We start from the raw sequence: 22,605 nt of genomic DNA on the forward strand, positions 1-22,605 counted from the left end.
CACAATTGCGAGTAATTTATAGCATATGCCCATCTTCTGGCCATAGTGAACAGTGAAAGAGAGAATTCTATGTCTGCAATGCAATCTGTATTTAGCGGCTGTATTCCAGCCTTAATGACCCCTTGTAACGCCGAGGGTACACCGGATTTCGCGGGCTTGGCCCGCAAAGGTAAAGAGCTAATCGAAGCTGGTATGAGCGCCGTGGTGTACTGCGGCTCCATGGGTGATTGGCCTTTGCTAACGGATGAACAGCGTATGCAAGGTGTAGAAGCCTTGGTTGAAGCCGGCGTTCCAACTATTGTGGGGACCGGTGCCCAAAGCCCAGCTCGTGCTGTGGCTCTAGCTGCTCACGCCGAAAAGGTGGGCGCGGCTGGTTTAATGGTGATTCCTCGTGTGTTATCACGCGGTATTTCAGCAACCGCTCAGCGTGCTCACTTTGCGGCCATCCTACAAGCAGCACCCTCTATTCCCGCGGTAATTTATAACAGCCCGTATTATGGTTATGAAACCAAAGCGGATTTGTTCTTTGCCCTACGCCAAGAGCATGCCAACCTAGTGGGCTTTAAAGAGTTTGGTGGCGCTGAATCTATGAGCTATGCTGCCGAGCACATTACCAGCGGCGATCCAGATCTTACCTTGATGGTGGGTGTAGATACCCAAGTCGTTCACGGTTTTGTTCGTTGTGGCGCTGGTGGCGCGATCACCGGTGTCGGTAACGCTTTGCCAAAAGAAGTGCTTCGCCTAGTAGAGCTATCAGAGCATGCCGCTAAAGGTGATGCCACGGCATTTCGTTTGGCAAACGAGCTAAACGATGCCATGGCAGTATTATCTAAAATTGATGAAGGCACCGATTTGGTATTGTTCTATAAGCGCCTAATGGTGCTGGAAGGCAATACAGAGTACGAACATCAATTAAACCCAACGGATCGATTAACTGCCAGCCAGCAAGCATGGTTGGATGATCAGTGGCAGCAGTTCCGCAATTGGTGGGCAAGCTGGCCGGGTGCGAATTAATTTTTGCGTTAATTTTTGAATGAAAAGCCAGGCAATCGCCTGGCTTTTTTGTGCCTTTTTATTGGCTCATTTCACATTACTTTTTATTTATTGTTCAAAGATAAGTCCGCGCCCCTAATACGGCCCTCGCATGCTCGGGATATCTAACCCCAGCATCTCACCGAGCAATTTATGTTTACGCTGCCCTTGCTTTAGAAAATATATTAAACAAAGCCATGTGGGGTTTTTTGCGATAGCTAAATGCTCACCTTCTTGTGATATTGAAAAGCAGCAAGCTGGCAAAGAGTGACAAGCCATTACTTCGCGGGTTTGCAAGATACTATGTTGCCTATTTTTACTGCGTATCTCACTTTTTAAGTTCGAGCTACAGAGGTAGCTATTCAATCTAAACAGCATCAAAAGTTATGGATGGATGCAGATAAAACTTGATTGAAAACCAATGGTTAAAAGGGCTCTTAGATTAAGGTGATACCCAGAATAGCGTTCGTTCAAGAAAAAGTGCTCTCAAGCCACCCCTTATAAAGGTTTATCGACTTTTTTGTCGCTAAAACTAGCATGTTGTTATTTCCTTTACTAAAGTTTTGATTGAGCAATTAGTTTCTATATGTCAAATAATTATAGCTAATATAAATAACATGCATGGAGCAGTTATTAATGAATTTTGGATTGTTTGGCGCAGCGACGTCATCCTTAAAAGACCTTGTTTTAAAGTTTGTTTTATTGGTAGCCACTATAGGGCAACTGGGGCAGTGTGTAGCAGGGCCGCAGTTTTCATTACAGGGGCAGCAATATGAAGCGGTGGATTGGCCCGATAGTGGCGGCGCAATAATAAGCTTGTCTGGCAGCTGGACAGGTGGCAGCGGCGGAACGGTGACGACATCAAGCAATTGGGTCGAAGGTAACGCTCCCACGACCATGGATTTTATTAATTCTGAGTTTCAGTCGGTTGGGTTTGACATCAGTGGCTTACCTTTCTTCCGGTCCAATGCAGGCCAGGGTAATGGCTCTAATGCAAACACTCTAAATTACAATTTCACCGCAGGCGATCTCCCAAGAGATGTTTTGTACTATGTGGGTGATGGTATCAATGGCATGAAATACGGCTCTTGGGAGTGGTTTTCGAGTAGTCCTACTACGGTGTTTACATTGATAAATCAAAGTGCCTCTGTGCAGGATATTACGGGTGATGGTACAGGGGCGTTGACCTGGCGGACTTATGGCTCCTTTAATAATACGGCGAGTGTATTAGTCAGAGTAAGCGATCCCAATGGCGTTGCTAATTTTTCGATAAGGTCTAACCGCCTAGATGCTGCAGGTGTTGATATAACCTATGCGAGTCCTGGGCCAAAATCTGATTTCAGCAATACGGGTGTACTTATCAATATTAGCCCGGCTTCCTCTGCAAACCATGCCACCTCGGTGCCAACTTTTACGCCAGTCCATGTTTTACTGCTTGCGTTGGCCTTATCGGTAGCAGTGCGACGTTATGCTAAGTTAAGGGTTATTCAGCAGAGTAAGCGTTGAGTAATTACAGAGGCTAATTAATAACTTCGCTTTTGAGTTCTGTCCAGCAACGGGTTTTAGTCATCTCAAAAGCGTTAAAAGTACTTTTTCGATTTTAGTATCTAAGCCTTTATTTTATCCTAGCTATCAAGCACTAAGTGCTTTCAGGTATAAGGTGTATGTGAAGGCATTTTCTTTCTTGTTGATAGCACTGGGTGTTCTGTTACTGCCTAAATTGCCTAATTGTTGCAAGCGTTAGACAAACCTAAGTGCAGCAAGCGCCTGTCTAGCTTCCCTCAAAGTAATGGATAAACGCTGAATTCAAAGGGTAGGGTGTTTCCTTGTTGCTGTGCCTGCGTGTACGGTTTAGCGGCTGTGTGTTTTGTAGTCAGGCGCTGCTATATCCTCGAGCAAGCACTCTTGTGCTGTGCTGGCATGTATTAAATGCACCTTCTCTGGTCTTTGTATTTAACAACGGAGAGAAGATTACGACTTTAGTTGAGTAGTCTGTAATGGTCGTGTCCACCAGAATTTACGCTTTCGATGCCAGTTTTTTATAGGGCTTTACGGCATAAATCAAAAAATTGTTGGATAATGACCCTGTTTTATAAAAGAAGTGCTAATTTAGCTAAATATAGCTTCTAAAGGCATGTTATATCGCCTACTGCGGAGCTAAAGTGTGTCTGGTTTATCAGCGCTCAAACTAAGCCGTGGTGGGCAGAGCGTAACCTTATTTACTAGTGCTTACTTAAAATCAGTTATTGGATTCTTTATGTTAACCCCCGATCATTGGGTGCTAGAAGACAAGGAAGGTCTGGTGCCTTTGTCTAAATGGCAAAAAACAGTTGACGTTATGGCGAGAATTTTCTCGGCCCCAGCGGGTTTCATTGTGCAATATAGCCCTGATGGTTATCAGGTCGTTATAGCTAGCGATCAGGAAAGTAATATTTACCCTGCCGGTGGGCTAATTCCAGGCGATACTAATATTTTTTGCCGAAAAATTGTAGAAACGGGGACGAATCTTTACGTTAAGAATGCCTCGAAAGATCCCTATTGGGATGATAATCCAGAAGTTAAAAATGATGGCTTTCTATCTTATTGCGGTTTGCCGATCAACTGGCCCAATGGAGATCCATTTGGCACCATATGTGTTATGGATTTTGTAGAAACCGATTATCAAAATGACTATATCGATTTAATGCATGAGCTAAGAGATTTAGTCGAGGCAGATTTAAATTTATTAGACCAATATCATGCGATCGTCAATATGGCGATGAATGATGATCTAACCAAGCTTAATAATCGCCGTGGTTTTCTAATTGCCGCCAAGCATCGTTTGGCTTTGGCTAAACGCCACCATCATAACTTGGGTCTTTTGTATCTCGATATGGATGATCTCAAAGTGCTTAATGATAAGCAGGGGCACAAATTTGGCGATAACTCCTTAAGGAAGCTCGCGCAGTTAATCAAAGATGCTACTCGCCAAAGCGATGTCGCTGCGCGTATTGGCGGCGATGAATTTGTTATCCTAAGCCACTGTAATGGAATGAACGAACTCAACTCGCTTCGTGATCGAATTTACGAGCGTATCAATAGTACTGATTTAAGCGTTAGTATTGGTGCGGTATTAATTGATGATCCGAGTGTCGCGATCGAAGCTTGGATGGATACGGCTGATCAAGCGATGTATCGTGTCAAACTTGCAAAACCTTGATGCTTTTTCTTGTTGTTTTCAGAGGTTGTGCTTGGCAGTAATGTTAGCGCTGTTACTTTTTGCTGGCTGCAATGATCGTTAATGACAAGTTGTGCTTGTTTTTAACTGAGTATGATAAAAAACCTTTAAAGCCTCCAAACGGATAAAAAATTCAATTGTCTTATTACTGTCCTTAAACTGTAGTTTTTCACTGTTAGCTTTCCTCTACGTTTTATTACTTACTTAAAAAGGCTGCCAAGGCCCGTAAAGGAAATCTACATGAAGTCTATAAGCCCGCTAATTGCATTTCCTGTGTCAGTGCTCTCTTTAGCTGTTTCTTCAGCTTTTGCCCAAGATGCTGTGTTAATGGAAGAAATCGTAGTCACTGCTCAAAAGCGTGAACAGAGTATCCGTGATGTGCCAGTAACCGTATCGGCTTTTGATGGTGACTTTCTAAAAGCTCTTGATGTCAGTCGATATGATGAGCTCGCTGATTTAACGCCGGGTCTTACGGTGCAGCAGCAAAGCGTAAACAATAATGGCTATGTGATTCGTGGAATTACCTCGGATGCCGGTGAAGCGACAAGCGCACCGAGGGTGTCAGTCTATTTGAATGGTGCAGACGTGTCACGTTCACGGGCTTCCTATTTTGAAGTATATGATATGGAGCGTGTAGAGGTCGTGAAGGGGCCGCAAGCTACTTTATTTGGCACAGCTTCTTCGGTTGGCGCTATGAGTTTCTTTACTGCTAAGCCCGAACAAGATTTTTCAGCAGAGATTGGTATCGGCTTTGGTGATTATTCGGCTAGAAAATACAGTGGCCATATCACTGGTGGCAGCGAGGTCTTACAGGGGCGCCTAGCTGTATTTGCCAAACAACGGGATGGCTACGTAGAGAATAACAGCGCTGAAGATGATTTAAATGGCTATGACAGGCTTTCCTTTCGACCTAGCATTCGTTGGACTCCAAGCGACGATCTTAGCGTCGATATTGTTTATACCAAAGAGCGCGCAACAGATCCAGGTACGGCTTTTTTAAATCAAAACCTAGTATTTAGCGATAATGCCGCATTGTCGGTTCCTGATAATAACATTCTGGGCTTGAACGATGTGGGAGTTGATAGAAACACCAAAGATATCAATGTTCGCGTCAGTTGGGATATGAACGATCAGCTAACGTTAAACTATATTGGTTCAAATCGTCGTTATGATTCACTGGAGGCCTTCGATGCAGATGGCATTCCACAGGAATTTTTAAACTTCTCAGAAGATGCCCATGGTGAGATTAATAGCCATGAGATGCGTTTAAATTTTCAAGGTGATCGATTAAGTGGCTTTGCGGGGGTATCACAATTTGAAGATGAAGCCGAGCAGCGTGTTGGTTATAGCGGAGACGAGTTTCTATTTTTAGCCTGTGCCGGAGTTCTTCCTGGAGGTTGTCAAAGTCCTTCACCTATTAAGTTAGTTTATGAAGGTGAATACAAAAACAAGGCAGATAATCGTAGCCGTTCTGTCTTTGGTGATATTAGTTATGCACTCAATGATCGCTTAGAGCTCAGCGCGGGCCTACGTTGGACGACAGAGGATCGTTGGTCGGCCTATAGTTCCAACCTCCCGGTATCAGTACTGCTTCAACAAGCTACAACTTTACCATTGGATTTGTTTGCCGGCCGAATTCTCAACACCCAAGGGCAGCAGGTAGAAGGGGCGCTGGACGATCACTCGTTGTTACCAAGGTTGGCAATTAATTACGACTTAACTGAGGCGCACAGTGCTTATTTGACACTCTCCAAAGGCCAGCGCTCTAAAGTACTACAGATGGATACAGGCTCGCCGGTGAGTATTGACCCCGAGGAAGTTCGTAATTTCGAAGTGGGTATTAAAGGCTTTCTCGGTGGTGATGGCATAAGTTACAGCGCGGCAATTTTCTACCAAGATTATGAAAACTTCCGTGTACGTGTGCTCAATGACGGTGGTAATTTTGTTTCTGCAAGTGCGGGTAACGCCACAAATATTGGTATTGAATTGGAAGGGCAATGGCAAATCAGCGAAGCCTTACGTCTATTCGGGAATATCGGCTACATCGACGCAAAGGTGGATGAGGATAAAAAGAATGGCGAATATGCGGGTAATCGCTTCCGCTTACAGCCTAAACTCAGTGGCGCTTTGGGCTATTTGGCCAGCTGGCCAGTCAGTGATCTGCTGTCCTTAACTTCATCCGCCACTTTAACGCATCGCTCGTCTGTGTTCTTTGATATCGCCAATACCTATGAAGAAGATGCCATTAGCCTGTTAAAGTTCAAAATAGGAATCGCCTCGAAAAGGGGGGATTGGTCTGTTGAGCTTTATGCCGATAATTTATTCGATAAAGAATACCTAATTGATGCGGGTAATACAGGCGCTTCTTTTGGCCTGCCAACCTATATTCAAGGCGCGCCAAGATCGTATGGCCTACAAATGCGAAAGAGCTTTAATTAAAGGGCGTCATCAATTACTGAAGAGCCCCAAGTGCTGCTTGCAGCAGTACTTGGGTTTAACGATATTTCTATACAGTCCGCAGCCTGGATGAGCACTGTTTGATGCGTATCTTGACCTTTGTTTCTTTGTCTCTAGCCATAGCGCTAGGGCTTAGTTTGATATTGATTTCCTATCTTTTGTATCCCGGTGAGGAAAGGGTAACAAAGGCTGATACCGAATTGTGGGCCAAATGGAGTGGTGGATCTTTTGTTGTTGGGCATCGTGGTGCTCCAAAGCATTGCCCAGAGAATACAGCGCTTTGCTACCAGCTAGCCTTGGATCAAGGCGCAGATGCCTTCGAAGCCGATCTTCAAGTGCTGGGTGACGGTAGCTTAGTTATCTTCCATGACGATAATATCAAGCGGCAGACGGGTATTGATCTGGATTTATCGGACCTAAGCTTAAGTGATTTTAAGCAGTACAATATGGCTTGGTATTTCGACCACGCTGCTAAAGGTGTCTACCCTTTCACAAAGCGAGCCGTTCAGGGCATGAGCTTTAAAGAATTTTTGTCTTTATTTCCCAGTACCCCAATATTATTAGATATTAAACCGGAAAGTTTAGAGATGTCCCGGGCATTATTGGCGTTTATTCCCAAAGAATTTTCGCCAGCGGATTATCAAAGAGTTTTTATTAAATCGAATAGTTTATGGCTGCCTCGCCAGCTAAGGCAGTTGTCGCCTCAGCCGCGGGTCGCTTTTTCGCGTTATGAACGCGCCTTACTACTTTTGTTTCCTTCTCTACTCAATGAGTTACCTGCCAGCTGGATTGATCTAGAACCACAGTATCATAGCGTCGAAATAAAATCCTGGGCCCGCTCAAAACATCATATTTTGAGTGCGAGCACTCTGGATACTACGGGGCAATTTGAGGCACTGAAAAATCAGCTCAATGGGCAGCTTCCGGATGCTATCGTGACTAATCAGCCTGCTCAATTACGCAATTATCTTTCTGGGCTGGTAGAACAATAGGGCTGGTCAGTACATTACAGGGGCGGTTAGAATACCGATTAAGAGAACTCCACCCAGTGGTAACGACCAGCAATGAACGATGTATTACAAAATTACCTGCGAGATAGGCCCGAGTTAAGCTATGCCTTGTTGGTCAGCGTTGCTGAGCAGAGCTGTTATTTACTTGATCGTGACGCGAACGTTTTAGAGTCCTATTCGGTTTCAACGGCGCAGCGGGGTGTATGCGCCCAAGAGGGCAGTTTTGGTACGCCAGTGGGCCTGCATTGTATTCGTGAGCGTATCGGTGCTGATATGCCGCTTGGGATGTGCTTTAAGGGTCGCCAAGCTACTGGAGAGATTGCGAGCATTGAAAATCAAGCCCCCCCATGTCGTACAGAGGGAGATTTCATCTTAAGCCGTATTATGTGGTTGGAAGGACTAGAGCCCGGTATTAACCAGGGGCATGGTATTGATTCTCATGCACGCTATATTTATATTCATGGCACCAATGAAGAATACCTAATAGGTCAAGCCGCCTCGCATGGTTGTATTCGCATGCGAAACTCTGATGTTATAGAACTTTTTGATTTGCTAACAGAATACACGCCAGTGCTGATCCTGCCTTAATATCATCGCCTTAATATCTAAAGTTCGCCTTATCTAAACGCACTTGTTCAGCTCAGCTTTGATTGGATTCTAGTGAAAGAGCATTCAATAGTATCACTCTTTGTTAACTGGCTCGGGCAGTATGTGCTAATGGGGCAGGGTGATTGCGCCAGGGATATTGCTGTGTACGGGTGCACAGCTTATTAGCTAGCAGATAAAGAGAATACGATGACTGAAAAAGTTCTAATTGGCGATATAGGTGGTACTCATGCAAGGTTTGCCCTAGTGCAGACTGGTCAAACGGCATTAAGTGCATTGGTAACCTATCAGTGTGACCATTTTGATAGCCTATATTCGGCGATACAATATTATTTGCGTGCTCATGGCGGTCAAGGTGTAAGCCGTTTATGCCTGGCGGTTCCAGGGCCTGTTAATCTGGATCAGATCCAACTTGTTAATAACCATTGGAGCTTTAGCCAGGAAGCTCTAGAGAGTAAGTTAAATCTGCCCTTGAAGTGTATTAACGATTTTGATGCTCAGGCTCTCTATGTCAAGCAGATTCCTGATAAGGAGTTGTTTTGGTTCGATGCTGTTAGACCAAGCGAAGAGCAGGGAAGCTGCCCCAGACTGGTGATTGGCGCTGGTACAGGTTTAGGCGTTTCTGCAATCATGCCTGGTGGCGAATTAGTACCATCAGAGGGCGGTCACATTGCTTTTGCGCCTTACGATGAGCACCAAATACGTATACTCAAAGTTCTACAGCGTCGCTTTAAGAGAGTATCAATAGAGCGTATCTTATCGGGCCCAGGGCTAGAAAATCTGTATTGGGCAAATTCGATATTACTCAATAAGGAACGTTGTAAGACCGCCCCCGAAATTACGGAAGGTGCTGAAAACGGCGACGAAATTGCGCGTAAAAGTATCGACGACTTCTTGGATATTTTTGCCGGTGTATGTGGAGACTTTGTGCTTTCAATGGGGGCATGGGATGGGGTTTATATTAGTGGGGGAATTATTCCTAAAATTAGACCTTTTTTGAGCCCTAGTCGCTTTAGGCAAAGGTTCATTTGCAAAGGAAGATTTACATCGGTTTGTTCAGAGATTCCCATTGCATTGCTAACCTCAAATGAACCAGGCTTGCGAGGCTGTGCACTGGCCTAGAGAAAAGTGCTAGCCAATACTGAAAAGGCCGCCTCGAGGGCGGCCTTTTTTTGGGGGGTACATTAAGCTTTGGAAAATTTAATCGTCTAGGTAAGCAATTGATTTTCCTGATCAAGATTTACTGAATAGCGTCTTATTTTCTATGATCGGTTTTGCTTTTATGCTGACAAACAAAATATACAGAAGTGGCACGATAATAAATAATGCCCCCGCCCGATAGCTTTCGCTGAAGTCAGTTATCGACCCGCATATAACCGGAACGAGTGCGCCTCCAGCGATGCCGGAGCATAGAATGCCCGCAAATGAGCCATGATTCTTGTCGAGAGAATTAAGCGCTAGTGACATAATCGCTGGAAACATCACTGAAAGGAAAAACCCCATCGCACTGTAAGCCAATAAACTCTGTTGGGTTGATCCCCACAGGGCTAGGCAATAGCTGGCTAGTGAAATAAGGCAAAACACAGCCAAAACATATCTGGCATTAAAGAGCTTCATCAAAAATAAGCCCACTACGCAGCCTAAAACCATAAATTGCCAGAAATTAGCAATCGCTGCGCTACCTTCGGTAATTGGGTCGAGATGATGGTATTCCTGTAAGAATAAGGACATGGTGGTGGTGATGCCAACTTCGGCACCAACGTAAGCCATAATGGCAAAGAAAAACAGCAATACCGTTTTATTCTTAAACATGCTGATACAAAGCGCAATACCACCGACACGCTCGTCATCTTTAAGCTCCACATGAGGAAAGCGATTTAGGGATACTGCCAGAATTAAAACCAGAGCCAAAAGTACAAATAACTGATACATGCTTATCCAAGACATTGGCTGGCCCGCAAGGCTGATCAGCTGCTCGCTGTTTTGGACCAAATCAGCTTGGCTGGCTAAATAGCTGTATATTTTAGGTGCAATCATGCCTCCACATGCAAAAACCAACTGCCCTAGCATAGAGTAAAATGCATAGTGTTCTTCGCCACCAGAGACTCTCAGTAAGGGGTTTATAACCACTTGCAGTAAAGCCATGGCAGAGCCTATGCAAAATAAGGAAAACAGAACCACACTCATGCTGGGCAGAGTTGCTACTAGCAAACTACCAAGGGCCGCAATAAGTAAGGCAATTAACATTACTCTTTTTTCACCGAGTAGTTCGGTGAGCAGCCCAGCCGGGATAGACATCACCCCGTAGGAAATAAAAAACGCAAATGGGAAAAACGCTGTAATGGTATTGCTTAGCTGAAAATCACTTTTTAACTGGGGGAATATAGGCCCCATAATGCTGGTAATGAGGGCGATACTAAGAAAGGTGGCCATTACCAATAGCACAGAGCTAAGACTACGGCCGGTGTTATTAACTGTACCATCATGATGGATTTGTGTGAGATTTGTTTTCATGAGACACCTCTACAGCCGTTGCCAGCGCATCATTGGCTATTAACGGCTGAGTTGTTAAATTGAGTTTATTGGATTTGCGAATCGGCTTCGCTTTTCTCCATGGCGGTAATAGCTAGAACAAACCAGCTAGAATGCTGTAGCCATTGTTCAACCCAGCGCCAATTGTTATCTTCAGGGCCTTCTGCCCATCCGATACCACGTCCATTAGCTAGCTTGCTGGAACCGGTAATGCCATTGGATATGCCGCCTTTGACCATATCTCCGCCGCTTGGAGAATAGGGCGGGTTAGTTGATCCAAAACCGTAAAGCATGCAGATATTGTAGGGGTTACGTCCCAGTATCCAGTCAAGCTGATGTTGCGCAAAGCTGCTCAGCCTTGCTTTCAGTTTGCCTGACTCAGATGTATGTGTGTGGCGGCCAGCTTCTAGCGCGGCTGTGGCTAAAGAGGCTAGTCGTGCATTTTCTCCTTGCCACCAATAGCCTGTTTCATTTTTATGAGGCATAAAGAAGCCGCTTTGTTGTTTGGAGTATGCGCCTTTACCATAGATGTCTGAGTAGCTTTTATAGGTTTGACGAGGATAATTAAAGGGGTTGTTAACCTCGAAATTTAATTGCAGTTGGTAATTAAGTTGCCGTTTTATAGTATTTAAAGTGGCTGTTCGTCGATCCGGATTTTCAGCAAATGATAAATAGTCTGAAAGGGCTATGAGTGGCATGCCGGCTTCAACAGCATGGTAGTAGGGGCGATCTGTATTGTCGCTAATTAGCCAGCCTTCGGCGCTAAGGCGACGATTGATGCTATCCACTCGCAACTGCATGTGCTCAAAATATTGTTGTTTTTGGGTAACGCGGTAAAGTTCTGTCGCGGCAATTAGGGCCGTGTAATCATCAATTATATTTTCTTTGCCGTTGTCGCAGTACTTAAGGTTATTTAGCAGTAAGTGTGCGAATGCTCGTTCAGCGTCATTTAGATACTGATCAGCGCTAAACTCGCCTTGTACATTGAGTTCAACGCCTAGGGTTTTTGAAAGAGTGTACGCTCTGGCTAGGGCGGCTATCGCAATACCAGCACCTTCGCGGAACGCTGCCTGATGATCTTTGGTAAGCTTACCCTCGAGGCCGACATAAGCGCTGACAAAACGTTGTGGGTTGCTTCCCCATTGATCAAAAACGGTTAAATAGAAGTAACCTTTAGGGTCTAAAATTCGATGTAAGTAATCTGCACCCCAAAGAACTTCTTCAAGTAGCTCTCTTTCAATTTTGTGCTTCCTATAAAGCTCAGGTAGAGTTTGATAAGATCGCGCGAGTGACCATGGTACGATTGCGCCCTGTTGTGGCGTTAGGAAGTTCGAGTAATTAAGGTGAGATAAATATTTGCCTGGATCACCACCTGCGTCTTTCCAGCCACCCCAAACATTGACAACACGATCGCTGCCGTAAATCGGAATGTTCTTGTCTCTTTCATCGGTGTGACGATTCTCGCGGAAGTAATGCAAGATGGCAGGCATTATTTCTTTAAAATAAATACCGTCTTTAATCCTGATCGTAGTTTCAGTTGAAGTGATCTCTTGTCCGTCTTGCGCCATCGCGATGATTCGATATTCACCTTGCTTCTCTATACTGCTTAAATCCATGGTATAGAATAGTCGATCCTTAACCCATTCATTAATTTTAGTGGGGCCAAGAAACTTAGATTTCAATACTGAAATATCATTGTGAATAACTTCGTATGACTTTGCTTCTAGTGAAGAATCGATGGATAGCAATATATGTTTATTGCTTTTGCTAGTATAAGCGACTTGATTAGCGTATATCTGAATTTTCTGTTCGTTTACGCTGCTTTGATTAGCTGTTTTGCAGGCACACAGGATAAGGCATAGAGAACAAAGCAAGCTCTGTCTAAAATAATTGCCTAGTAACATTTTTTTCATAGTGATTTCCTGACAGGCATAAGTAAGTTTGCGTCACTTCTTGTGCTGACTGCAATCAGAAACCATGAAACAGCAATAAGAAATCCAGCTAAGCCTAAAGCTATGTAGCCAGTAGAGCAAATATTCTTGTCCTGAAATAGAGTTATATTTAAAAAAAGCCAGCGGCAAAGCCGCTGGAAAGGACACCAAGTTTTATGGTCTTCCAGGAGGGAAGCTGTATTTAACTTAGAAGTTGTAACCTAATCGAAGCATGTATCGACGAGGGGCATCATAGCTGCCTTTTACAACACCTCGGTTAAAACCAAAGTAGTTTTTGGTATCTTCATCGGTGAGATTGGAGCCGCGCAATTCGATATAGTATTGGCCGTCACTAGGTTCATAACGTAAGCTCGCATCAACTTTCGTATAGGCTTCTTGTTTTTGTGACAAGTGCTTACCATCATAATTGGTGATATCTAGCCACATATCATCTTGCCAGCGAACTGAGATATACGGCTTGAGGGTGGCGCCGTTACTTAGTTCAATGCTGTGCTCATAATTCAGTGTCATGGATAAACTGGGGGCAAAGGGAAGTTCATTGCCTTTAATGCTGCTATAAGAACCTTCATTACACTCGGTTTGCCCATATATGGTGCGTTCGGCACAGGCGTAACTGTCTGAATAGTCTCCTTCACCAACAATCTGAGAATCGAGCATGGCAAGGAAGCCGGATACGCGACCGTTTTCCCACGGGATTGTATCGAACTCAACTTCTAAGCCCTTAATTTCAGATGCACGTAGGTTATCCGTCGTCCAGGCATTAACGGGATCACCAAAATTCGGGGAATCTGGATTTTCGTTGACGCCTACTTGTTTCTCACCTGTATGTTGCATGTCAGTGTAGTCGCTAAAAAACGCCGTCACACTTAAACGTAATTTTTCGTCAAATAGAGTGCCTTTATAGCCCAGCTCATAGGTTTTAACGTATTCTGGGTCGTAACTTAGCAATTCTAAACAGCCGTTGGCACAGGTGTCGAACTCTTCATACATGCCACCCATTTTATAGCCGGTAGCGACAGAAGCGAAAAGCATTTGCTCATCGTCATGGAAATACTGAGCACCAAGGCGATAAGTATTTTGACTCCAATCTTGGGCGACATTATTGGGACCATAAACCGGTAGGACTGTGCCTAAAGGAGCCGTGTTGCCCATGCCGAACTGTAAATCGTTGGATTGATGAGCGCGAATGCCGCTAGGTGTGTGTAGGCCAGCGTACCACCCTTCATTACCCCACCAGAATGCGTGTGTCATGCCGCCTTCATCAGTTTTACGATCTTGCGTATGACGTGCTCCAAGCGTAAGGTTCAGTTTATCTTGAATGCGATAATCAAATTGCACAAAGGCAGCTTTTGATTGTGTGGTACGACGATTTTGATCAAATACCCAGCTGTCTGGTAGGCCGTCCGGATTAAAACCTAATGGGTGGTCATCACTTGGGTAATAGGTTTTAATCGCTAACATTTCCATGTCATAACGAATTTTCTTTGTTTCGTTTAAATAAAACAATCCGGCTACATATTGTAGGTTTGAATCACCAGACGATTTGATTTGAAGCTCGTGAACCGTAGTGCGATAGCGGCTATGAACGGTTTCCCAGCTCTCATCATGAATTGGGTAGTAACCGGTTAAAGCTGCAGCTTCAGTCTGAGCTTCTCCGATATCTGACCAAGCCGCGGCTGGATGAGCACCGCCATCAACGTCAGAGATTTGCGCGCGAGTCATATCTTGAAAGCTAGCACGGTAGTCCAAATCGATGGAGTCGCTAAGTGCATAGTTAATATGAAGCCGTGCGTCATCGATATCGAGATCTTTCTCACCTGGCACATTGATTTTCGCGTATCTAAGGCTGTGATCACATGCATTGACGGTTCCCGCTGCCTGCTCACAGTCCACATGGGAGATATTGCCGGCACCATTGTCTGCGAAGTGTTCAATGGTTGCTAAGATGCTTAAGTCGTCACTTGGGGTCCATTTTGCAATTGCACGAGCACCCCACTGGTCAGAGTTGTTGTAATAGTCGGCGGAACTTAGTTCTCGGTTACGGCGCTGATCTACATCTGGAATACCGTCAGCTTCGATGCCATTGTGAGGCGAAGCTAAGTCAGTAAGATCCATTTCTTGATCCATAAAACCGTCGCGTTTGTCGTACATGAACGTTGTACGCACAGCCAGATCTTCTGTAATCGGCAGGTTTAACATGCCGCGTATTTGGCGCGAGTTGTAATTACCAATTTCACCTTCAATGCGCCCAAATGTTTCACCGAAAACGGGTTTGGCCGGAATAATATTAATGCTACCGCCGAGTGAATTCATGCCAAACAAGGTGCCTTGTGGGCCACGCAGCACTTCGACTTGCTCTAAATCGTACATCAGTGCAAGAGCGCCTTGTGGTCTCGGTGAGTAAGCACCATCAATATGATAAGACACCGCGCTCTCACCGACTTCAGTAAAGTCAGTTGATGTTACTCCGCGAATGGTGGTCGCTGTTCCAGAGTCACTACCGGCAGCCAATTGTATGTTGGGTAATCGGCCAGCAAGATCGCGGGCGCTATTAATACCCTGTCTTTGCAGTTCTCCTTGATTCATTGCGGATACTGCTAGGGGAGTATCCATTAGATTGGTTTTTCTTTTTGTTGCTGTAACAACAATCTCCTCTAAAGTTGAGGCACTATTGTTTTCGGCCACCGCCTGTACAGCTAATGGTAAATTCGCAGCCATGACAGCCAGCGATAAGATTGATCTTGGTTTTGGAATTGTTCTAAGGCTAAACATGCTTTCTCCAACTGCTCCCTATTTATAATTCGCAAACTCATAATGCCGAAATCTGATTTTTAAAGTGGCACTATTACAACCGGTGTTGATACTTTTAATACAAGAAGGCCAAATAATTTGATAATCAAATAAATCACTCGTTGTTGCTGTGCTTATTTCCCAAGGAAGAAGAAATTATTTTTAAAGCAAAGCTAGTTATCACTACAAAATTAAAGGCACTTGGAGCTGTGACTGATTTCTCAAAAATAATTGTGCAAAGTGTCAAGATTAAAAGACCCTCTATTTTTGTTAATGCATCTGTCGTTTAATTGTTGCGCCTTGAACGTTTGGTCGTTTATCGTAGCTTCAACTGTTTATCATTGAAGCGCAAGGTGAAGTGAAATCAATGAATAATAAGTAAGAAAATTAGATATAGCACTAAAGTATTAGGTGGAAGTTTTAGTTTTGGGTAAATTAGGTTTTAGTGTGACGCAATGAAAGCTATGTACGAAAAGGTGTTGCCAACACCGAACTCTTCTTGGCGGTTTCATCTCTATCGTTTAGATGAAATACCATTTAATTGGCATTATCACTCCGAGTATGAAATATGCTTAACCTTAAACAGTAGGGGGCAGCGCTTTATTGGTGATGATATTTCAAATTACGATAACTTCGATCTGGTATTTTTAGGGCCTAATCTTCCCCATACCTGGCACTCAAAAGAACTGCTGCATGAATTGGGTGAGCAACACTTTACCTTCGTGGCGCAGCTGCCAATGCAATGGCTCGAAAATTTTGCTGGCAGCATGCCAGAACTTGATTCTTTGGGAGATTTACTGCAGCGCTCGGCAAGGGGGGTGGAGTTTTCCAGGGCGACGGCAGTTAAGTGTGCCAATTTGTTCTATAAAATGGTCGACGCTGATCCGATGTCTAGGTTTGTCATGCTATTTCAGATATTGGAGTTACTCATCTCGGATAAAAACGCTTCGACAATTGCCAGTGTCGGCCAAGATTTAAGGACTGGATATGATAGCTCCTCAAGTAAAGCTGAGCGAATAATCAATTATATTTTCGAGCACTATACTGAAAACTTAAAGGCGGCCCAATTAGCTGAGTTCGCCCATATGAGTACTAATCACTTTCATCGTTTTATCAAGCAACGGACGGAAAAAACATTCACCGAGTTGGTAACCCAGCTCAGGATTGGAAAAGCCTGCTCTTTGTTGGTGAATAGCAGCTTGCCAATTGCTAATATTTCTGAGCGTTGTGGTTTCAATAATATTTCAAATTTTAATAGAAGGTTCTACCAAGAAAAGTCGTTAACCCCTAGTGCTTTTCGTAAGAAGTACTTAAGCAAAGGGGGCGTCACCTTGCTCTAGCTTGCCTGTTTACGTCTGTCTTCTTCTAACATGTAGTAATCTCGACTGCTGAGTAATTGTGCTGCAGCTTCGTCAATTACAATAGTGCTATCAGCGTGCTGCTGTAGCGCTGAGGCCGGAAAAAAGGCACTTATAGGCCCTTCTACGCAGTGCTTGATAGCGAGGGCTTTTTGCTCTCCTGTAGCGATTAGTAGTATTTTTTTTGCCTCTAGGATAGTTCCGATACCCATAGTGAGTGCAGAGCTAGGCTGAAACTCTTCAGGCTTAAAAAAACGGCTGTTTGCTAGGATAGTATCGTTGCTGAGAGATTTTACACGGGTGCGTGAAGATAAGCTTGAGCCTGGTTCATTAAAGCCAATATGGCAGTTTCTTCCAATACCCAAGAGTTGTAAATCAATTCCCCCGAAAGCTTTTATTTTGTCTTCATAGCATTTTGCTTCATGCTCCAAATCTGAGCTACTGCCGTTTGGGATGTGGGTATTGAGCAAGGGGATATCGATATGTTTATACAGCTGCTCGTTCATAAACTGACGGTAGCTTTGATCGTTGTCGGGACAGATCCCGATATATTCATCCAAGTTAAAGGTAGTGCAGTGTTTGAAGCTAAGTTGTGCTCTTTGGTGCGCTTGGATTAACTTTTGATAGCAGGCAATAGGGCTTGATCCGGTAGCTAAGCCGAGGACAGCATTTTTATTTGTTGTAACAGAATGGCTAATGAAGTCCGCACTGTATTGTGCGACTTCATCTTCCGTTTTCAAGATAACTACTTTCATTGGTATTACCTGTGGCTGTGTGATTTGCCGAGAGCATACCAAAGCAATACCAAAATGACAAAGGTACTTATTTACTATTTTCGGCCCACAGCTCAGCCACGAAATCAAAGCGCTCAGCTAGATAGTACGAGCGTGTAAATTCGACAGCTTGATCATTTTGATCGTAACTAATACGTTGCACGGCCATGGCGACAGAGCCATTTTCTACCTGCAGTAATTGCGCAATATTGTTGTCTAAGGCACAAGCATTTATTCGTTGAATTGCCCTTACTGGAGCGTGTCCGGCCGCTTGCATGGCGCTATATACTGAAGCTGTGATCTCGGTGTCGTCGCCAAGAATCTGTACGGGTATAGCGCAAATATCGTAAGACATGGGCTCGCCATTGCTTAAGCGAACACGGTTGATGCGATGTACCTCTTGCTGTTTTAAACCTAGGGCAAGGGTTTCTTCTGCATTGGCTAATCCAATTTGGCTGCTGATCAGTTTGGAGCTGGGATTTAAGCCTTTTTCCTCCATATCTTGAGTGAAGCTTCGAAGCTTGGCCATCGATTGTGGCAATCTAGAGCAGCTGGCGGCTTGTTTCGGGTTAAGCGCGAATGTTCCGGATCCTGGTCGTTTAACACAGTACTTTTGTTCTTCAAGCGCCGCTATCGCTTTGCGCATAGTGACTCGTGAAACAGCAAGCTCCTCGGCAAATGCGCGTTCTGGAAGTAGTGGGCTATTGTGTTGGATGTTCCCTGATTCAATGGCCTCTTTGATGGCATCGGCGATTTGTACATATAGCGGGATATTTGCGTTTTTGTTGATGTTTATACTGCTGTTGCTACTCACTAGGTGTTCAGTCATTTTCCGTCCTACGCCTGCACAATTACTAACTGTTTGCTTGTCTAATGGATAATACCAAAGTTTAAATTGGTATTGCTACTATGGAAAGATCTTTATAATTTCAATCCAAAAAACTTACAGATTGATTATATTCATACATATAATAATACCATTCTATCAAAGGTTTTATCTTGGTATTAGATGGTTTGGCAAAGGCTGATAACCTTAAGCAAAGCAAGGTTCTCGTGTGGCATTCTGGACTTATCAAAATGCCGGCTCTTTTGGGTGAATAGCGAGGTTTATAGTGAGTTTTGCCGGGGGCAAAGATTGTGTCATTGATCTCTAAATCAATAATTTGGCAGCGTTTAGCTGAACACCAAGCTGATATCAGCAAGAAAAGTCTGGTGGATCTGTTTCAGGCAGACCCCTCAAGGGCTCAAAAGCTCCGTATTGAGGCCGCTGGTGTGACCTTAGACTATTCCAAGAATTTAATTAACCAGCAAACGCTGGATTTGCTTTATGAGCTCGTCATAGAGAAGAATCTTGGTGAACAGATTAAGCAGTTGATGAAAGGCGGGGTTGTTAATTGCACGGAAAACCGCCAAGCGCTGCATACTTCATTACGATGTGATTCTGGACGTGAAAACTGTCAGCAAAAGCGTGTTAATACAACATTTCGTCGAATGGGAGAGTTTGTTAACCGTGTACACACCGGTGATTATCGCGGCAGTAACAATAAATTTATAACAGATGTTGTGAATATAGGTATAGGCGGCTCTCATTTGGGGCCCATGATGGTGAATGAGGCCTTGTTGCCATATAAGCGCAGTAGTTTGCGTTGCCACTTTGTCTCTAATGTCGACTCTTCGGAGATCCACCACGTACTTGAAGATTTAGACCCAGAATCAACCCTGTTTATCGTTGCTTCGAAAACCTTTACAACAACAGAGACGCTGACCAATGCAAATACGGCGCGGCAGTGGTTTGTTGATAACAGCTTAGCTGATGCAGATGTCGCTCGTCATTTTATTGCAGTTACGGCCAACGTAGAAAATGCTAAGAACTTTTCGATTGAAGAAAGTAATATATTTCCGATGTGGGACTGGGTTGGCGGCCGCTATTCTCTGTGGTCAGCAATTGGCCTACCCATAGCATTGTGTATGGGGATGGATATTTTTGATGAGCTGCGCGCTGGAGCTGAGGAAATGGATTTACATTTTCTCGATACGCCATTCGAGCAAAACATGCCTGTAATTATGGCGTCTTTGTCTTTGTGGTATATAAATTTCTGGGATGCTCATTCTACAGCGGTGTTGCCTTACGACCACCACTTAACTTACTTTACCAAATACCTACAACAGTTAGACATGGAGAGTAATGGTAAGCAGGTTACTAATTTTGGCGAACGCGTGCCATATCATACCTCTCCAATTATCTGGGGGGATGTAGGTACTAATGGGCAGCATTCCTTTCATCAGCTGTTGCACCAGGGTACGCGATTTATTCCTACTGACTTTATTATTAGCATGCAAGCCGCTTACCCAATGAGAAATCACCATGCTTTGCTTTTTGCCAATTGTTTGGCGCAAAGTAGGGCATTGATGACTGGTAAGACCGAAGCGGAAGCTGTAGAAGAACTAATTAAGCAGGGGCTTGATAAAGAGGACGCAGAATCCTTGGCTCCACACAAGGCAATGCCAGGAAGTCGCCCCAGCAATACCCTGTTACTTAAGGAGCTCTCCCCTAAGAGGCTAGGGGCATTGATAGCATTGTATGAGCACAAGACTTTTGTTCAAAGTGTGTTGTGGGATATCAATGCCTTTGATCAATGGGGCGTGGAATTAGGTAAAGAGCTAAGCTCAGAAATATACAGTGCGCTATGTGGCCATGATTTCCCAGAGAAAACAGATCCGTCGACGAGAAATTTAATAGAGGATTACCGCTCGGCAATCTAGATATACCCCCCCGCCGTCGCGGGCGGGGGCGCTTGAAATGTTAAACTAATAATTTCTGCTGGCTGAAGCGTTCAGCGCCTTAGCTTAAACTGTTGAATAAGCTCTTGATGGTCGCGCATTTTTATAAAATAACTACTTTTCCTAAGCTTGATCAGTAAGCCTTTACTGAATGGATTCCAGTGTAATAAGCGGCAAGGGAAGGCCTTAGCACTGAAAAGAGTTGTAATTAGATAGCGTTCTTCTAGCTCGACGACGTCATCGTATTGATAGCATCGGCTGCGATAGCTCAAACACTTAATACGCCAATGATCTTCAGCAAGGATAATCTTCCTAGGAACTCTGGCGGGAATATTCATGATGACAATTGTTGCTAGCGCGAGTAGCAGTAGTATCCATCCGCTCTCTACCCAGTAGGAATCGATGGTTGAAATTACATATCGTTGAAACAATCGCGAGCTGTAAGCGAGCGCCTGGATGATTAACAGTGTTGCACAAAAGAAGGCAAGTAAGGCCAGTAAGCTAAGTAATGGGCCATAGACAATTTTTCGTGTGTATAAATGTTGCTTAAGGTTCAACGGTTTGATTAAAAATCGTCTTCCCATGCTGAAGCTAAAGATGATCGTCAGTACGAAAAAGGCAACATTTACCAGGGGCCACGTCGGATTTGGACGCTGAGTTCGAACGACGCTGAGTTCATCCTTAATATTGTCTGTCATCCATTGCGCCAAATCAGAGGATGAAGCCTGTTTGGCAAATAAGTAGAGATCTGGAAAACCTTCGCCGATTAGATTTTTATCAAAAAACATGGAAGCCACCCAGTTGCTGATGTTCCATGGTGATTGGTGATCTAGCACAATCGCATCTAATAGTTTTTTGCGCAGAGTTTCAAATTGCTCTTGTGGCATTGTGCCATTACGCAATTGCTCATAAATTTTATTGCTGTAGTCAAACGCCTCTTGCTCTTGTTCCGGGTCGAAGTTCCCATTACTGATTAAGCGGCCATGGCCTTGAATAAGATTAAAACTGACATTTACACCGTACGCGGCTTGTCTATTTTGTCGTAGCTCGGTGTTTAGGTCATGGTGAAGTAACGCTCTTAAAAACCACAGCCACTGCATGTCTTGCTTATCAATATCGGTTATATAATGCCGCCATTCGTGCAGGTGGCCTCGACGTTCACTAAAATTGTAGTGCCTTCTGTGGTGATACACGGGCTTGGCTGGTTTGAAAGTTTGTATATATTCGCCATGAGGTTCGATGGTAGAAAATTTTTGTTCGATAAGTGCTTTTACTTTATCACGTGGAAAGTTACCAGCCAGCATGATGGTCATATTTTGAGGGCCGTAATAACGATCATAAAATGCTTGAATATCGTCTGCCTGTATTGCGTTAACATCGTCCCAGCTACCAATAAGGCTTCGGTAGGGGATCTGTAAGCCTAACACTTGGGTCCACTGGTCTTGTGTTTTGATCCAGTCTGGAGAGATGAACCATTTGTTTAATAGGTCTAATGGCGTCTCGGGTTTTAAATCGCGCTCGAGTATGACCGCACGCCGCTCTTCATCGACATGTTTGCTTTTAAATTGGTGGTTGAACAATAGCTGCGAGAACCAATCGAGGCCAAATTCCCATTCCTTATCAGGCAGCTCTAGCCAATAATCGGTGCGTCTAGTCGACGTGGAAGCGTTGTTTTGGCCACCCTTGTCATCAATGAGCTTTTTAAATTCGGCTTTACTGTATCCTTTAGAGCCAGTGAACAGCATGTGCTCGGTGAAATGCGCTAGTCCCGTGCGTTTATCTGGGTCTTGCCAGCCGCCCACCGGTATGGTCATTCGAAAGGTAACTACCTCTGTTTTCGGCATGGCCTTGAAATACACCTGCAGACCATTTGGGTAACGCCAGCTTTCGATATCAGCGAAGGGGCCTGGTGAATCTGCGTGTTCTGCAGATATTGAAGGCTGGGTTTTTGCCTGTTCACTGACAAGCAAGGCCAAGCAGAAGATTATCGCAGTGATAAGTGGGTAGCTTAAACGCATTCCTTTTAAAGACCTTCTCGATTCCATGTGTATTAGCGCCGCCTGTTGCAGTGCTGATGTAATAGTTTTTATGGTTGCA

15 protein-coding genes are annotated in these 22,605 nt (G+C 44.3%); 9 read left to right on the plus strand and 6 right to left on the minus strand.

Going from position 1 to position 22,605, the window contains the following annotated elements:
* Positions 1-69: 69 nt before the first annotated feature.
* The 7 genes from Q1A41_RS03730 to glk all read left to right on the plus strand — a co-directional run bounded on the left by Q1A41_RS03730 (position 70) and on the right by glk (position 9,444).
* Entirely contained in the window at positions 70-1,014 is a 945-nt protein-coding gene (locus Q1A41_RS03730) for a dihydrodipicolinate synthase family protein (protein WP_299974870.1), read from the plus strand.
* Positions 1,015-1,668: 654 nt separating this feature from the next.
* Positions 1,669-2,538, plus strand: a complete 870-nt coding sequence (locus Q1A41_RS03735) for a hypothetical protein (protein ID WP_299974872.1) — start codon at positions 1,669-1,671, stop codon at positions 2,536-2,538.
* A 751-nt stretch (positions 2,539-3,289) separates the two neighbouring features.
* Positions 3,290-4,231 carry a sensor domain-containing diguanylate cyclase gene (locus Q1A41_RS03740; RefSeq protein WP_299974875.1) on the plus strand — a complete coding sequence of 314 codons (942 nt, stop codon included), beginning with the start codon at positions 3,290-3,292 and terminating at the stop codon, positions 4,229-4,231.
* 258 nt (positions 4,232-4,489) lie between these two features.
* Positions 4,490-6,688 carry a TonB-dependent receptor gene (locus tag Q1A41_RS03745; RefSeq protein ID WP_299974878.1) on the plus strand — a complete coding sequence of 733 codons (2,199 nt, stop codon included), beginning with the start codon at positions 4,490-4,492 and terminating at the stop codon, positions 6,686-6,688.
* A gap of 101 nt (positions 6,689-6,789) precedes the next feature.
* Positions 6,790-7,698 carry a glycerophosphodiester phosphodiesterase family protein gene (locus tag Q1A41_RS03750; RefSeq protein ID WP_299974881.1) on the plus strand — a complete coding sequence of 303 codons (909 nt, stop codon included), beginning with the start codon at positions 6,790-6,792 and terminating at the stop codon, positions 7,696-7,698.
* Between the two features lie 72 nt (positions 7,699-7,770).
* Positions 7,771-8,304 carry a L,D-transpeptidase gene (locus Q1A41_RS03755; RefSeq protein ID WP_299974883.1) on the plus strand — a complete coding sequence of 178 codons (534 nt, stop codon included), beginning with the start codon at positions 7,771-7,773 and terminating at the stop codon, positions 8,302-8,304.
* A gap of 207 nt (positions 8,305-8,511) precedes the next feature.
* Positions 8,512-9,444 carry a glucokinase gene (glk, locus tag Q1A41_RS03760; RefSeq protein ID WP_299974887.1) on the plus strand — a complete coding sequence of 311 codons (933 nt, stop codon included), beginning with the start codon at positions 8,512-8,514 and terminating at the stop codon, positions 9,442-9,444.
* 111 nt (positions 9,445-9,555) lie between these two features.
* Here glk and Q1A41_RS03765 read toward each other — a convergent pair whose 3' ends face one another.
* From Q1A41_RS03765 to Q1A41_RS03775, 3 genes are all read right to left on the minus strand, one after another.
* Entirely contained in the window at positions 9,556-10,836 is a 1,281-nt protein-coding gene (locus Q1A41_RS03765) for an MFS transporter (protein ID WP_299974889.1), read from the minus strand.
* Positions 10,837-10,901: 65 nt separating this feature from the next.
* Entirely contained in the window at positions 10,902-12,767 is a 1,866-nt protein-coding gene (locus Q1A41_RS03770; protein ID WP_299974892.1) for a glycoside hydrolase family 9 protein, read from the minus strand.
* 225 nt (positions 12,768-12,992) lie between these two features.
* A complete protein-coding gene (locus Q1A41_RS03775; RefSeq protein ID WP_299974895.1) occupies positions 12,993-15,578 on the minus strand; it encodes a TonB-dependent receptor in 2,586 nt (861 codons plus the stop codon).
* Between the two features lie 473 nt (positions 15,579-16,051).
* Between Q1A41_RS03775 and Q1A41_RS03780 the strand changes: the two genes are divergently transcribed.
* The gene (locus tag Q1A41_RS03780; protein ID WP_299974898.1) at positions 16,052-16,936 is read left to right on the plus strand and encodes an AraC family transcriptional regulator; all 885 of its coding nucleotides are present in this window, start codon (positions 16,052-16,054) and stop codon (positions 16,934-16,936) included.
* Here Q1A41_RS03780 and nagB read toward each other — a convergent pair.
* On the minus strand, positions 16,933-17,709 hold the full coding sequence (gene nagB, locus Q1A41_RS03785) for a glucosamine-6-phosphate deaminase (protein WP_299974900.1): 777 nt from the start codon (positions 17,707-17,709) through the stop codon (positions 16,933-16,935). The genes Q1A41_RS03780 and nagB overlap by 4 nt on opposite strands.
* 67 nt (positions 17,710-17,776) lie before the next feature.
* Positions 17,777-18,556: a GntR family transcriptional regulator gene (locus tag Q1A41_RS03790; protein ID WP_299974902.1), complete on the minus strand. Its 780-nt coding sequence runs from the start codon at positions 18,554-18,556 to the stop codon at positions 17,777-17,779.
* Between the two features lie 308 nt (positions 18,557-18,864).
* Between Q1A41_RS03790 and pgi the strand changes: the two genes are divergently transcribed.
* On the plus strand, positions 18,865-20,490 hold the full coding sequence (gene pgi / locus Q1A41_RS03795) for a glucose-6-phosphate isomerase (RefSeq protein WP_299974904.1): 1,626 nt from the start codon (positions 18,865-18,867) through the stop codon (positions 20,488-20,490).
* Positions 20,491-20,561: 71 nt separating this feature from the next.
* On the opposite strand, the gene Q1A41_RS03800 is transcribed toward pgi, so the two are convergent.
* Positions 20,562-22,526 (minus strand): pitrilysin family protein, encoded by a 1,965-nt coding sequence (locus tag Q1A41_RS03800; protein ID WP_299974906.1) that lies wholly within the window; start codon positions 22,524-22,526, stop codon positions 20,562-20,564.
* Between the last annotated feature and the right edge of the window lie 79 nt (positions 22,527-22,605).

Origin of the sequence: uncultured Pseudoteredinibacter sp. (assembly GCF_947502065.1) — a bacterium.
In the GTDB taxonomy this organism is placed as follows: Bacteria; Pseudomonadota; Gammaproteobacteria; order Pseudomonadales; family Cellvibrionaceae; genus Pseudoteredinibacter.